13 protein-coding genes are annotated in these 12,510 nt (G+C 69.9%); 4 read left to right on the forward strand and 9 right to left on the reverse strand.

Features of this window, described 5'->3' with window-relative positions; genetic code table 11:
- The first annotated feature begins 114 nt into the window (after positions 1-114).
- Both CVV72_RS39385 and CVV72_RS39390 read left to right on the forward strand, forming a co-directional pair.
- Positions 115-693: a TetR/AcrR family transcriptional regulator gene (locus CVV72_RS39385; RefSeq protein ID WP_219149687.1), complete on the forward strand. Its 579-nt coding sequence runs from the start codon at positions 115-117 to the stop codon at positions 691-693.
- A 79-nt stretch (positions 694-772) separates the two neighbouring features.
- A complete protein-coding gene (locus tag CVV72_RS39390; protein WP_219149689.1) occupies positions 773-1,633 on the forward strand; it encodes an NAD(P)-dependent oxidoreductase in 861 nt (286 codons plus the stop codon).
- 1 nt (position 1,634) lies between these two features.
- Here CVV72_RS39390 and CVV72_RS39395 read toward each other — a convergent pair whose 3' ends face one another.
- The gene (locus CVV72_RS39395) at positions 1,635-2,495 is read right to left on the reverse strand and encodes an SDR family NAD(P)-dependent oxidoreductase (RefSeq protein ID WP_219149691.1); all 861 of its coding nucleotides are present in this window, start codon (positions 2,493-2,495) and stop codon (positions 1,635-1,637) included.
- Positions 2,496-2,498: 3 nt separating this feature from the next.
- Complete coding sequence (locus CVV72_RS39400; protein WP_255632405.1) at positions 2,499-3,044, reverse strand: nuclear transport factor 2 family protein; 546 nt, start codon at positions 3,042-3,044, stop codon at positions 2,499-2,501.
- 103 nt (positions 3,045-3,147) lie between these two features.
- Here CVV72_RS39400 and CVV72_RS39405 point away from each other — a divergent pair, with 103 nt between their 5' ends.
- The gene (locus CVV72_RS39405; protein ID WP_219149693.1) at positions 3,148-4,041 is read left to right on the forward strand and encodes a LysR family transcriptional regulator; all 894 of its coding nucleotides are present in this window, start codon (positions 3,148-3,150) and stop codon (positions 4,039-4,041) included.
- Here the strand turns inward: CVV72_RS39405 and iolD are convergent.
- From iolD to CVV72_RS39440, 7 genes are read right to left on the reverse strand one after another with little or no spacing between them, the layout of a single operon-like run.
- A complete protein-coding gene (iolD, locus tag CVV72_RS39410; protein WP_219149695.1) occupies positions 4,022-5,860 on the reverse strand; it encodes a 3D-(3,5/4)-trihydroxycyclohexane-1,2-dione acylhydrolase (decyclizing) in 1,839 nt (612 codons plus the stop codon). The two genes, CVV72_RS39405 and iolD, sit on opposite strands and share 20 nt — an antisense overlap.
- Positions 5,857-6,747, reverse strand: a complete 891-nt coding sequence (gene iolB, locus CVV72_RS39415) for a 5-deoxy-glucuronate isomerase (RefSeq protein ID WP_219149697.1) — start codon at positions 6,745-6,747, stop codon at positions 5,857-5,859. The genes iolD and iolB overlap by 4 nt, the downstream gene beginning before the upstream one ends.
- A complete protein-coding gene (gene iolC, locus CVV72_RS39420; RefSeq protein WP_219149699.1) occupies positions 6,744-7,676 on the reverse strand; it encodes a 5-dehydro-2-deoxygluconokinase in 933 nt (310 codons plus the stop codon). Before iolC ends, iolB begins: the two co-directional genes overlap by 4 nt.
- Positions 7,673-8,458 (reverse strand): ATP-binding cassette domain-containing protein, encoded by a 786-nt coding sequence (locus CVV72_RS39425; protein ID WP_219149701.1) that lies wholly within the window; start codon positions 8,456-8,458, stop codon positions 7,673-7,675. Before CVV72_RS39425 ends, iolC begins: the two co-directional genes overlap by 4 nt.
- Entirely contained in the window at positions 8,455-9,489 is a 1,035-nt protein-coding gene (locus CVV72_RS39430) for an ABC transporter permease (RefSeq protein WP_219149703.1), read from the reverse strand. Before CVV72_RS39430 ends, CVV72_RS39425 begins: the two co-directional genes overlap by 4 nt.
- A complete protein-coding gene (locus CVV72_RS39435) occupies positions 9,486-10,475 on the reverse strand; it encodes a sugar ABC transporter substrate-binding protein (RefSeq protein WP_219149705.1) in 990 nt (329 codons plus the stop codon). The genes CVV72_RS39430 and CVV72_RS39435 overlap by 4 nt, the downstream gene beginning before the upstream one ends.
- 24 nt (positions 10,476-10,499) lie before the next feature.
- Entirely contained in the window at positions 10,500-11,399 is a 900-nt protein-coding gene (locus CVV72_RS39440; protein WP_219149707.1) for a sugar phosphate isomerase/epimerase, read from the reverse strand.
- Positions 11,400-11,501: 102 nt separating this feature from the next.
- On the opposite strand from CVV72_RS39440, the gene CVV72_RS39445 reads away from it, so the two are divergent.
- The gene (locus tag CVV72_RS39445) at positions 11,502-12,506 is read left to right on the forward strand and encodes a LacI family DNA-binding transcriptional regulator (protein ID WP_219149709.1); all 1,005 of its coding nucleotides are present in this window, start codon (positions 11,502-11,504) and stop codon (positions 12,504-12,506) included.
- Positions 12,507-12,510 lie beyond the last annotated feature (4 nt).

A 12,510-nucleotide genomic window follows, 5' to 3' on the forward strand; every position in this document is an offset into this window, starting at 1 on the left:
CCGAGTGTGGCGCGTCCGGGCGGCTCCGGAAGAGCCCTTGCCCCAAAGGGCGGCGAAGTAGGAACGACCGGTCGGTATTTGACCGATCGTTACAGAATCTGGAATGCTGGCGGTATGCCTCGCCCCAAGGGATTCGATCCCACCGAAGTGCTCGACGCCGCCGTCGGCACGTTCTGGCGCAAGGGATACGCCGCCACGTCGGCCCAGGACCTCGTCGACGGCACCGGGCTGGGACGGGGAAGCCTGTACCACGCGTTTTCGGGCAAGCGGCAGCTGTTCGGTGAGGCGCTGCGCCGCTACGAGGAGACGTCCGCGACCCGCGTCGAGGAGATGCTGGCCGCGCCGGGGTCCATCCGGGCGCGGGTCAGGCGTGTCCTGATGGACGTCGTCGACGACGAGCTGGACACTTCGGCCGGGCATCGCGGCTGTCTCGCCGTCAACGCCGCCCTCGAGCTCGGCGGGATCGACGACGAGGTCACCGCCCGCGTCCGGCACAACTTCGAACGGGCGGAGAACGCTTTCCACGCCGAGTTCGCCGCCGCGAGGGAGTCGGGTGAGATCGGCCCGGACCGGGACCCGCGGGCGCTGGCGCGGTTCACGCTCGCCGCGATGTACGGCCTGCGGGTGCTGGGAAAGACCGCGGACCGGCAGGCGCTCACCCAGGTCGTCGAAACCACCGTCCAGGCGTTGTGATGTTCCAGGTTTCGTGACCGGACGGCGCGTCCTCGTTCTTTAACGACCATTCCACTACTGGCAGGGAGCAAACCAAGTCATGACGAAGACCGTCGCGGTGCTCGGCACCGGAATCATCGGGGCGCCGGTCGCGCGCAACCTGAGCAAGGCAGGGTTCGCGGTCCGTGCCTGGAACCGCACCGCGGCCAAGGCCGAAGCCCTGTCCGAGGACGGCGTCGAGGTCGCGGCGAGCGCCACGGAAGCCGTCGCGGGCGCGCCGGTCGTGATCACCGTCCTCACCGACGGCCCGGCGGTGCTGGAGGCGATCCGCGCGGCCGCCCCGGCCGCCGGAACGATCTGGGTCCAGCTCAGCACCGTGGGTGACGCTGTCGACGAACTGGTCGCGTACGCGGGCGAGCACGGCCTCGTCTTCGTCGACGCCCCGGTGCAGGGCACCCGTCAGCCCGCCGAGCTCGGCCAGCTGATCGTGCTGGCGGCGGGCGCCGCCGAGGCACGCGAGACGGTCCAGCCGCTGTTCGACGCCATCGGCAAGCGCACGCTGTGGGTCGGTGAAGACGGCCGCACCGGCGCGGCGAGCAGGCTCAAACTGGTGCTGAACACCTGGGTGATCGCGCTGACCCACGGTGTCGGCGAGGCACTCGCGCTGGCCGAAGGGCTCGGTGTCGACCCGCGGCAGTTCGTCGACGTCGTCACCGGCGGCCCGATGGACAACGGCTACTTCCAGGCGAAATCCGCGGCGATCCTCAAGAACGACTACACCACCGCCTTCTCCGTCGACAACGCCGAGAAGGACTCCCGGCTGGTTCTGGAAGCCGCGGCCCGTGCCGGTGTCCGGATGGACGTCGTCGAAGCCGGGCGAGCCCGTTTCGCCCGTGCGTCCGAGGCCGGACACGGTGCCGAAGACATGGCGGCCGGGTACTTCGCCAGCTTCGTGAAGTGAGTCAGCCCGTCAGGTAACCGCCGCTCGCGTCGACGTCGGTCCCGGTCACCGCGCTCGAATCCGGGGAGCTGAGCCACATCACCACGGTCACCATCTCCTCCGGCCGTACGATGCGCTTGATCGGATAGTCCTGCGCGATCTGTTCGTAGGTCAGGCCGAAGGCCTCCGCGGCGCGGCGGAGCATCGGGGTGTCCACCGCGCCCGGAGCGAACGCGTTGACCCGGATGTTCTTGTCCGCGTACTCGAGTGCCGCGACCTTGGTCAGTGACGTGACACCGTGCTTGCTCGCGTTGTAGGGCGCGATGGTGGCGAACCCGACCTCCGCGGAGATCGAGGCGGTGTTGACGATGACGCCACCACCCTGCGCGAGCATCCGCGGGATCTCGTACTTCATCCCGAGGAAGACCCCGGCCGTGTTGGTGCGCCAGACGTCCTCCAGCTCGGCCAGGGTCTGCTCGGCGAGCGGTACCGCGCGCGGGCTTTCGATCCCCGCGTTGTTGACGGCGATGTCCAAGCGGCCGTAACGGCGCACGCACTGGTCGACCAGACCGCGCACGTCGGCCTCCACCCGGACGTCCGCGCGGCGGAAGGTCGCCTCGCCGCCCCGCGCCCGGATTCCGGCCGCGACCTCCTGGCCGAGCTTTTCGCGGCGGCCACAGAAGAACACCTTCGCGCCCTCGTCCGCCATCGCCCGCGCGGTGGCGGCACCGATACCCGAGGTCGCGCCGGTGATCAGCACGACTTTGCCGTCGAACCGGCCTCGGGACCGTTCCGCGGCGGTGGCCGCGCCGGTCGGCGCCATGGCCGTCGCCGCGAGCCCCAAGGCACCCGCGGTCAGCACTCGCCTGCGTGAGGTGTCCATCGCTCAGCCCTTGGCGAGACGGTCGGGAATCCGTGCCAGCGGATACCGCCGCCAGAAGAACGCGTCGGCGGCGTGCTGGTCGGAGGCGAAGTTGATCGCCTCGGCGATCCGTTTGCCCTGGATGCGATAGGCGAGCACCCAGGTGATGTCCAGCCCGGCGGGCGTGGTGCTCCAGCCGCGGTGCAGGTCGACCACCCAGTCGCCGTCCGCGGCGAGGTACAGCACGTCCGCGCGGAATCCCGCACGGGCGAGCTCGCCGAAGAAGGCGATCACCTCGTCCGCGCCGGTCTTGGTCCCGGCGAGCGGATGGTGTCCCGGGATCGTCCACCGGATGTCCGGTGTGAAGAACTGCTTGAGGGCATTGAGATCGCCGGACCCGTACGCCTCGTAGTAACGGCGGATCAGCGCGACGTTCGGGTGCTCCCGGGTCCGCTCCGGCACGGCGGAGGCGGTCCCGCCGGTCAGGGACGTGGCCAGCAGCGCGGCGGCGCCGGCGCCGCCTGCCCGCAGGAACGTCGCCCGGTCGATCGGTGTCCTTCGGTCTTCCACGGTCTTTTCCCTCCAGAAGTGGATGCCGTCCACGCAATCACCGGAACCTCACGGCGGTCCAATGCCCGTACCCATACGTTCTGGGCATCGGGAGGATCGGGACATGGATGTCGACACGAGGGTGCTGCGCTATTTCGTCGCCGTCGCGGAACATCTGAGCTTCACCAGGGCCGCCGAAGCCCTGTTCGTCACGCAGCCGTCGCTGAGCCGCCAGATCCGGCAACTGGAGTCCCGGCTCGGCACGGACCTGTTCACCCGGGGGAACCCGGAGATCCGGTTGACCGCCGCCGGTGAGGTACTCCTGCCCGCCGCACGCCGCCTTCTCGCCGACTGGCAGCTCGCCGGCCGTCTCGTGCGCACGGCCGCCGCGGCCGCGGGCAACGTCCTGCGGGTCGGCTTCGTCGCGACCGGCGGCGGTCCGCTCGCCCGGCGGGCGCGGACCCTGTTCACCGAACGCCACACCGACGCGACCATCGAACCGAAGCGGTTCGACTGGGGTGGTGAGGCGCAGGCCTTGCGTGACGGACTCGCGGACATCGCGTTCGTCTGGCTACCCGCCGATCTGACCGGTTTGCACGCCGAAGTCGTCGCCACCGAACGGCGATGGGTCGCCATGAATGCGTCGCATCCCCTGTCGGCCAAGGAAGAAGTCGTCATCCACGATCTCCGCGACGCGCCTTTGCTGTGGACCCGCAACGCTCCGCCCGAGTGGGTCGACTGGTGGGCGGTCAACCCGCGTCCCGACGGCTCGGCCCCGAAATGGGGACCGGAGAACGGCAACGTGGAGGAGATGCTCGAACTCGTCGCCACCACCGACGCGGTCTGCATCTCGCCGGAGTCGATGGCGAGGTTCTACGCGCATCCGGATCTGGTGTGGCGGCCGATCGTCGACATCGAGCCACTGCGGATCGCGCTGGCTTGGCCGAAGGAGAGCACCGGCCCGCTGGTGGGAGCGTTCGTGCGGGCGGTGCGTCTCGTCAGCTCTTCAAGTACCTGACCTGTCCGGCTTTGCTCTCCTCGAAGTCTCCGCGTCCGGAAAGGTGTTCCGGGACGCCGACCTCCCACCAGGCGCCGGCTTCGGTCCACGAGTCCGGCCGGGTGCGCACCACGACCACCGCCGGCCGGTGTTCGGCCACCGCGGCTTCCCGGGCCTTCGCGTACGCCGCCCGCATGTCGTCCACAGTGGACGCCGTGAACACCGCGCAACCCAGCGATTCCGCATGCCGCGCGAAGTCGACCCGAGGGGGAGTGGCGTGCGCGCTCCGGCAGTCACCGAGGAAGTTGTTGAACGGCTTGCCGCCCTGCCCCTCCTGCAGCCGGGCGATGACCGCGTAGCCGTCGTTGTCGCAGACCACCGCGACGAAGGGATGTCCGGCGAAGGCGGCCGAGAACAGCTCGGAGTTCAGCATCAGGTACGACCCGTCACCGAGCATCGTGGTGACCAGGCCCTCGGTATGCGCCATCGCCGCACCCCAGGCGCCCGCGAGTTCGTAGCCCATGCACGAGAAGCCGTACTCGACGTCCATGCTGATCGAGCCCGATCCGCGCCAGCCGCCGATCAGTTCGCCCGGCATCCCGCCGGACGCGGTCATCACGTAATCGTGCGGCTCGGAGAGAGCGTTGACCGCGCCGACGACCTGGGCGTACGTCGGCACCTCGTCGGAAGCGGCACGCAGGCTGTCGATATGCGCGTCCCAGCGGCCGCGCTCCGCCGAGGCGCGCTCCGTCCACAGTGGATCGGCTCGCCAGTTCTCCAGCTGGGTGGCCAGATCCACGAGACCCGCGTCGGCATCGGCCACGACGGCCAGCGCGCCGTGCTTGACGGCGTCGAACCGGGCGGCGTTCAGGGTGACCAGCCGGACGTCCGGGGAGAACACCGTCCAGGACGCCGTGGTGAAGTCCTGCAAGCGGGTGCCGACGGCCAGCACCACGTCGGCCTCGGCGGCCAGGACGTTCGCCGAGGCCGAGCCGGTGACCCCGAGCGGGCCCGCGTGCAGCGGATGTCCGTGCGGGACCAGGGTGCGCCCCGCCGTGGTCTCGGTGACCGGGATGCCGTGCCGTTCGGCGAAGGCGAGCGCGCGCCCACCCGCGCCGGAATACCGGACGCCGCCGCCGAGCAGCAGCAAAGGTTTCCGCGCCGCCCGGAGCAGGCCCGCCGCTTCGGTGAGCGCCCGGCGATCGGGCCGCGGACGCTGCGGACGATGGGTCACCGGCGCGAACAGCGCCTCCGGGAAGTCGTAGGTCTCCGCCTGGACGTCCTGGGGGAGCGCCAGCGTCACCGGACCCGCGTCCGCCGGATCGGTCAGCACCCTGGCGACCTGCGGCAGTGTCGAAAGCAGCTGCTCCGGCCGGACGATGCGATCGAAATACCGGCTCACCGCCCGGAAGGCGTCGTTGACCGTGACCGTCGGATCGCCGAAATGCTCCACCTGCTGCAACACGGGATCCGGGGCGCGGCCGACGAAGGTGTCCCCGGGGAGCAGCAGGACCGGCAACCGGTTCGCGTGCGCGACCCCGGCCGCGGTGACCATGTTCAGCGCGCCGGGCCCGATCGACGACGTCACCACGCCGACCTGGCGCCGATGCGTCGCCTTGGCGTAACCGACCGCCGCGAGCGCCATGCCCTGCTCGGTCTGCCCTCGCCACACGGGGAGTTCGTCGCGGTGTTCTTCCAGCGCGGTGCCGAGACCGAGGACGTTGCCGTGCCCGAAGATCGCGAACACCCCGGGGAACAACGGGACTTCCCGGCCATCCAGGGTTTCCGACCGCTGCGCCAGCAGCCAGCGCACGAGGGCCTGAGCCATGGTCAGCTTCATGAGACCCGCCCTTCGTGGCTCGTGACCGGGCAACGCGGATCCAGCTCCTGGTCGTTCCACGTCTCGCGGACCCAGCCGTGCGCGGGGTCGTCACAGAAGGCCATCGACCGCTCGTCGGCGGGCCCGGCCAGGACGTTCAGGTAGTACAGCGGATAACCGGGCGCGGCGACACAGGGACCGTGGTAGCCGCGCGGGATCAGGAAGACGTCGCCGTCCCGGACCGCGACGTCCTCGTCGAGTTCACCGTCGGCGGTGTACGTCCGGTGCAGGCCGAACCCTTCCCGAGAAGGGGTCACGCCGTCGCGGCCCGCGACGCGGAAGTAGTAGATCTCCTCGTTGACGACCTCGCATTCGGAAGCCTCGTCGTGTTTGTGCGGCGGATACGACGACCAGTTGCCGCCGGGGGTGATCAGCTCGCAGGCGTTCAGTTTGTCCGCGTGCTCCCAGACACCGGGCACGCCGAAGTTGGTGACCTGCCTCGTCGCCTGTCCCGCCCCGCGCACCTCGACCGGCACGTTCTCGGCCGGCCCGTAGCGGGGTTCGAGGCGGCGGGTGCAACGCGCCATCGGCAGTGCGACCTCGATTCCCGCGACCGTCGACAACTCGACTTCGGCGTCCCGGGGCACATAGGCGAAATCCGTGACGCGGGTGAACACGGAATCCCGCCCGGCCAGTGCGAAGACCTGCCCGTCGACCCGGACGGTGCACGCGCCGGACAGGGGCAGGACGAACGCTTCGTACTCGCCCGTGCGCACCACCCTGGACTCCCCGGCGGCCAACGAGAGAACCCGCAGGCCGCTGTAGTTCCAGCCCGCCGAGTCCGGGGTGAGCCGGACCGGGTCGCGCTCGTCCGAAAGCGTCCCGAGTGGACGGTGCAGCTTGCTCACAGCAACTCCTCGATCTCGTCGGCGGTGGGCATGGCGTCGGCGCAGGCGAGCCGGGAGGCGACGAGCGCGCCCGCCGCGTTGGCGTAGGTGGCGATGCGCACCGGATCCCAGCCGGACAGCAGGCCGTGGATCAGCGCGCCACCGAAGCCGTCCCCGGCGCCGAGCCCGCAGACGACCTCGACCCGCTGGGGCGGCACGGTCCAGCGGCCTTCGGCGGTGGCCACCAGCACCCCGTCCGCGCCCTTCTTGATCACGGCCAGTTCGACACCCCTGGCCAGCATGCGGGACGCGGCCTCGTCGGGGTCCGCCGTGCCGACGGCGACCTCCGCCTCGGTGCGGTTCCCGACGGCGACCGTGACGTGGTCGAGCATCCAGCCGATCTCTTCCCGCGCGCTCTCGGTGCCGGGCCAGAACATCGGCCGGAAGTCGAGGTCCAGCACGGTATGCGACCGGCGTCCGCGCCGCTGGAGCATCTCGCGCTGGGTGCCGCGCGCCGGTTCGGCGGAGACACCGGTGCCGGTGACCCACAGCAGCGGAACCGATTCCACGACGTCCCAGGGCACGTCGTTCTCGGTGATGGTCAGGTCCGGGGCGAGGGGGGACCGGTAGAACAGCAGCGGCGGATCCGCGGGCGGGTCCAGCGAGCAGAACACCACCGGCGTCTGCAATCCGGCCGAGGTCCCGACGTGCTCGGGGGACACGCCGAACTCCCGCAGCGCCTGCCGCACGTACTCGCCGAAGCCGTCCGGGCCGACCTTCGTCAGCACCGACGTCGAGCGGCCGAGCCGCGCGGCGGCGACCGCGACGTTGGTCGCGGTGCCGCCGAGCGACTTGGCGAAGGTGCTGACCCCGGACAGCGGCACGCCGCTCTGTTCGGGGTAGAGGTCCACCCCGACCCGGCCGACGGTCAGTGCTTCGAGAGCGGTCATGAAGGGGACTCCGCGGCTCGCAATTCGTGTTCGAGGGCTTCCAGTTCCGCGCCGCCCGCCATCTGCCGGGTCAGCTCGGCCAGATCGATCTCGGATTTCTCGTACGCGCCGAGCGACACGCCTCGTTTCAGCAGCAGGAAGCGATCGGCCACCGGGTACGCGTGATGCGGGTTGTGCGTGATCAGCACGACGCCGAGCCCGCGGTCGCGGGCCTGCGCGACGTACTTGAGCACGACACCCGCCTGTTTGACACCCAGCGCGGCCGTCGGCTCGTCGAGGATCAGGACCTTCGCCCCGAAGTACACGGCCCGTGCGATGGCGACGCACTGCCGCTCCCCGCCGGACAGCGTGCCGACCGGCTGCTCGACGTCACGCAGGTCGATGCCCATGTCGGACAACGCCTTCTTGGTCGTCTCCCGGCCTTTCTTCCGGTCCAGCGCGCGGAACGGGCCGAAACCGACCGTCGGTTCGGAGCCGAGGAAGAAGTTCCGCCACACGCTCATCAGGGGGACGACCGCCAGATCCTGGTACACCGTCGCGATTCCGCGATCGAGCGCCTCACGCGGCGAAGCGAACTCGACCGGCTCGCCCTCCACCAGGAACTCGCCCCGGTCGTGCCGGTGGACCCCGGCGAGGATCTTGATCAGGGTGGATTTGCCGGCGCCGTTGTCGCCGAGCACGCAGGTGACCTCACCCGCGCCGACCACGGTGGAGACGTCGCGGAGCGCGATCACGCTGCCGTAGGTCTTGCCGACGTCCTTGACCTCGAGAAGACGACTCATCGCCGCACCCTTTCCGCGCGCCGCCGGAAGGCGTTGTTGACCAGGACCGCGGACAGCAGCATGACCCCGAGGAACAGCATGAACCAGTCGCTGTCCCAGCGGGCGAACACGATGCCCTGGCGCGCCATCCCGAAGATCAGCGCGCCGATCGCGGCGCCGATCGCCGAACCGAATCCGCCGGTGAGCAGGCAGCCGCCGATCACGGCCGCGATGATGTACTGGAACTCCAGCCCGATGCCCTGGTTCGCCTGGACGCTCGCGAACCGCAGGATGTTGATCGAGCCGACCAGCCACGCGGCGAGCGCGGTGGTCATGAACAGCAGGATCTTGGTGCGCACCACCGGGACCCCGACCGCGCGCGAGCTCTGCGCGGACCCGCCGACGGCGAAGATCCAGTTGCCGAACCGGGTCCTCACGAGCAGCCAGGCCGCCAGCACGGCGAACCCGATCCACCAGAGGATGGAGATCTGGAACGCCGTCCCGCCGATGTCCACTGTGGACGCGAAGACGAAACCGGCGGATTCGTAGCCGTCGGCCGAGCGCATCCCGGACACCTGCACGGTACCGGTGACCAGGCGGGTCACACCGAGGTTGAGCCCCTGCAGCGCCAGGAAGGTGCCCAGGGTGACGATGAAGCTGGGGAGCCCGGTGCGCATCACCAGCCAGCCGTTGAACGCGCCGACCGCGAGGGCGAAGACCAGCGACGCGAACAGCGCGAGCCAGACGTTCCAGCCCGCCTGGGTCGCCAGTGTCGCGGTGACGAGCGCGGTGGACGCCGTCATCACGCCCGCCGAGAGATCGAACTCGCCGCCGATCATCAGCAGGGACACCGCGACCGCCATGATGCCGAGCGTCGAGGCGTCGTCGAGCCAGGTCGCCACGCCGCTGCCGCTGAAGAACTGCTCGGTGACGAGGGTGAAGAACAGGAAGACGACGACGGCGCCGAGCAGCGCGCCGATCTCGGGGCGGACGACCAGCCGGTCGAGCAGGCGGGGTTTCGCGATCCGTTCGTCGAGCATGGTGGTTGTCATCGCGTGCCCCTTTGCACGTACTGGCCGACGGTGTCCACAGTGGATTTATCGACCAGGTCGGGTCCGGTGAGGACCGGCTTCCCGCCGCCGACGACGTTCGCGTTGTCCCGGTAGAGCTTGAGGAACTGCACCGGGAGGTAGCCCTGCTCGTATTGCTGCTGGTCGACCGCGAAGACCACGTCGCCCGCCTTGATCGCGCCGACCACGTCGGTGTTGAGGTCGAACGTGCCTACCTGGGCCGTCGAGCCGACGGCTTTGATCGCGCTCACCGCCCGGGCCGCGACCTGGGAGTTCAACGTCAGAACGGCGTCGAGGGAGGTATCGGTCTGCACCGCGCCCCTGATCCGGGATTCGGCGTCGGTGGGGTTGCTGATGTCGACCTGCAGGGTCTGCACGTCGCCCGCGAAGCCGGTCTTGGCGCCGTCGCACCGCTGCGCCTGCCCGACGTTGCCCGCCTCATGGACCACGCAGAGCAGCTTCTTCTTGCCCAGTTCACGGAACTTCTTCCCGGCCTCCTCGCCGGCGATGGTCTCGTTCTGCCCGACGTGGGTGAGCGCGCCGTAGCCGGCGCTCTTGTCCTCTCCGGAATTGATCGTGATGACCGGGATCCCGGCGCGGACCGCGTTCTCGATCGAGGTCTTGAGCGCCTCCGGGTTCGCCATCGACACCACCAGCCCGCCGACCCGCTGGGCGACCGCGTTGTCGATCAGCTTGGCCTGGTTGCCGGGGTCTCCGTCGGAGTTGTACTCGACCTGGACGTCGAGCTGCCTGCCCGCCTCCTCGGCGCCGTTCTTGACCACGTTCCAGAACGCGTCGCCCGCCGTGCCGTGCGAGATGACCGCGACCCGCAGCGGCCCGCCGGGTTGCGTCGCCGCCGCGCCCGGTGGCGACGCAGAGGGTTTCTCCTCGGCCTTCGGCCCGGTGCACGCGGACAGGAGCAGCAGCCCCGCCACGACCACCAAGGCCTTTTTCAAGCGATGGGACATCGTCGTCTCTCCTCGCTTCTTCCGTTACCTGGCAGCCGGGAGCCGGCTGACGATTCCGTCGAGATGCGCCAGGCTCCTGGCGACATCCCGCTTCGGCAGATCCTCCGGGCTCTCCTCGCTCAGCGCGGTGTCCTGTTCGAGCACGTACCACCCGTCGTAGCCCGCCTCGTGGACGGACCTGACCATCGTTTCGATGTCGACGTCCCCGTCGCCGAGGGGGACATACAGACCTTTGCCCACGGCTTCGGTGTAGGGAAGCCTGCCGGCGCGGACGTCTTCGGCGAGTTCGCCGCGCACGTCCTTGAGATGCAGATGCCCGACCCGTTCGGGGTATCGCTTCGCCAGCGCGACCGGATCGGTCCCGCCGATCAGGAGATGGCCGGTGTCCAGGCACAGCGGGAGAGCGGAATCGGCGAGGAAGCGCTCGACCTCCTCTTCGGTCTCCGCGTGTGTCCCCACGTGCGGGTGCACCACGGTGCGCAGGCCGTGCCGCGCGGCGATTTCCCCGATCTCGCCGGAGGTTTCGACGAGGGTCGTCCATTCGGTGTCGCTCAGCTTCGGCCGGTCGTCGTAGCCGTCGAGACCGGTGGCGGCGGCCAGGACGAGCACGTCACCGCCGCAAGCCGCGAACAGCGCAGCGGACTCCTCGGCCGCGGCCAGTGCGGCTTCGCGGTGCTCATGCAGTACTACGGCGAGGAAACCGCCGACCAGTTTCAGCTCGTAGCCGCCGAGCAGTCCGCGCAGCGCGCTCGGGTCGCGCGGCAGGTATCCGGGCGGGCCGAGTTCGGTGGCGCGCACCCCGAGCTCCGCCATTTCGCCCAGTACGGTGCCCGCGTCGAGCACGCGGCCCCAGCCGGGGACTTCGCATACGCCCCAGGAGATCGGGGCGGCGGCGACGCGGATCCGGGGTGTCGTGGCTGTCATCGGCGGCCTCCGGGAGATCAGATTAGAGCGCTCTATTGATTAGAGCGCTCTAATCATGTAGCGTCCGTCACAGTAAAGTCAAGAGCAGGGGGAGAGTGGAAAATGGCGCGACCGACGATGGAGGACGTCGCCGCGAAGGCGGGGGTGTCCCGTGCGCTCGTGTCGCTGGTGATGCGGAACGCGCCGAACGTCTCCGACGAACGGCGCACGCGCGTGCTGTGCGCGGCGCACGCACTGGGTTACGAACCGCACGCGATGGCCAGGTCGCTGGCGAGCCGGACGTCGACCGTTCTCGGCGTGATGGTCTCCGACCTTCGCAACGCCTTCTTCGCCGATGTCGTCGAGGGGCTGGACGCGGCGGCCGAAGCGGCCGGGTTCCACCTGATCCTCAACACCGGTGGCCGCAGTCCCGCGCGCGAGCGTGCCGCGCTGAAGAGCCTGCTGTCCTTCCGGCCCGCCGGGGTGATCCTGCTGTCGCCGGTGGTCCCCGCGTCGGCGATTGAGGAAGCGGCCGCCCAAGGTCCCGTCGTCCTGGTCTCGCGCACTTCGCGCGCCGCGGGCGTGGACACGGTGAACGACGACGGCGAGGCCGGTTCCGCACTCGCCGTCGACCACCTGGTTTCCTTGGGGCATCGGAGGATCGCGCATCTGGACGGCGGGGGTGCGGCCGGCGCGGCCGCGCGGCGCCGGGGCTATCAGCAGGCCATGCGGCGGCATGGGCTGCCCCCGATCATCGTGCGCAGCGAACACACGGACACCGCCGGGGAGAAGGCCGTGCACGAACTGCTCGGCGACCCTCCGCGAGGAGGGATGCCGACAGCGCTGGTGGCGGGCAACGACTTCAACGCCGTCGGCGCGATCTCCGCGCTCGAAGATGCGGGCCTGCGCGTGCCGGAGGACGTTTCGGTGGTCGGCTACGACAACACCTCGCTCGCCGCGCTGCGACATCTCTCACTGACCACTGTGGACCAGCCGCGCACGGAAATGGGCAGGCTGGCCGTCGAAGCGCTGCTCGAACGGGTCCGGGGCGAACGCGCCGAACCGGTCCGCCATCTGCTGCACCCGTCGCTGGTGGTCCGTTCGACCACCGCCGCTCCAGAAAGGTAACCAC

Origin of the sequence: Amycolatopsis sp. TNS106 (assembly GCF_019330265.1) — a bacterium.
Lineage (GTDB): Bacteria > Actinomycetota > Actinomycetes > Mycobacteriales > Pseudonocardiaceae > Amycolatopsis > Amycolatopsis lurida.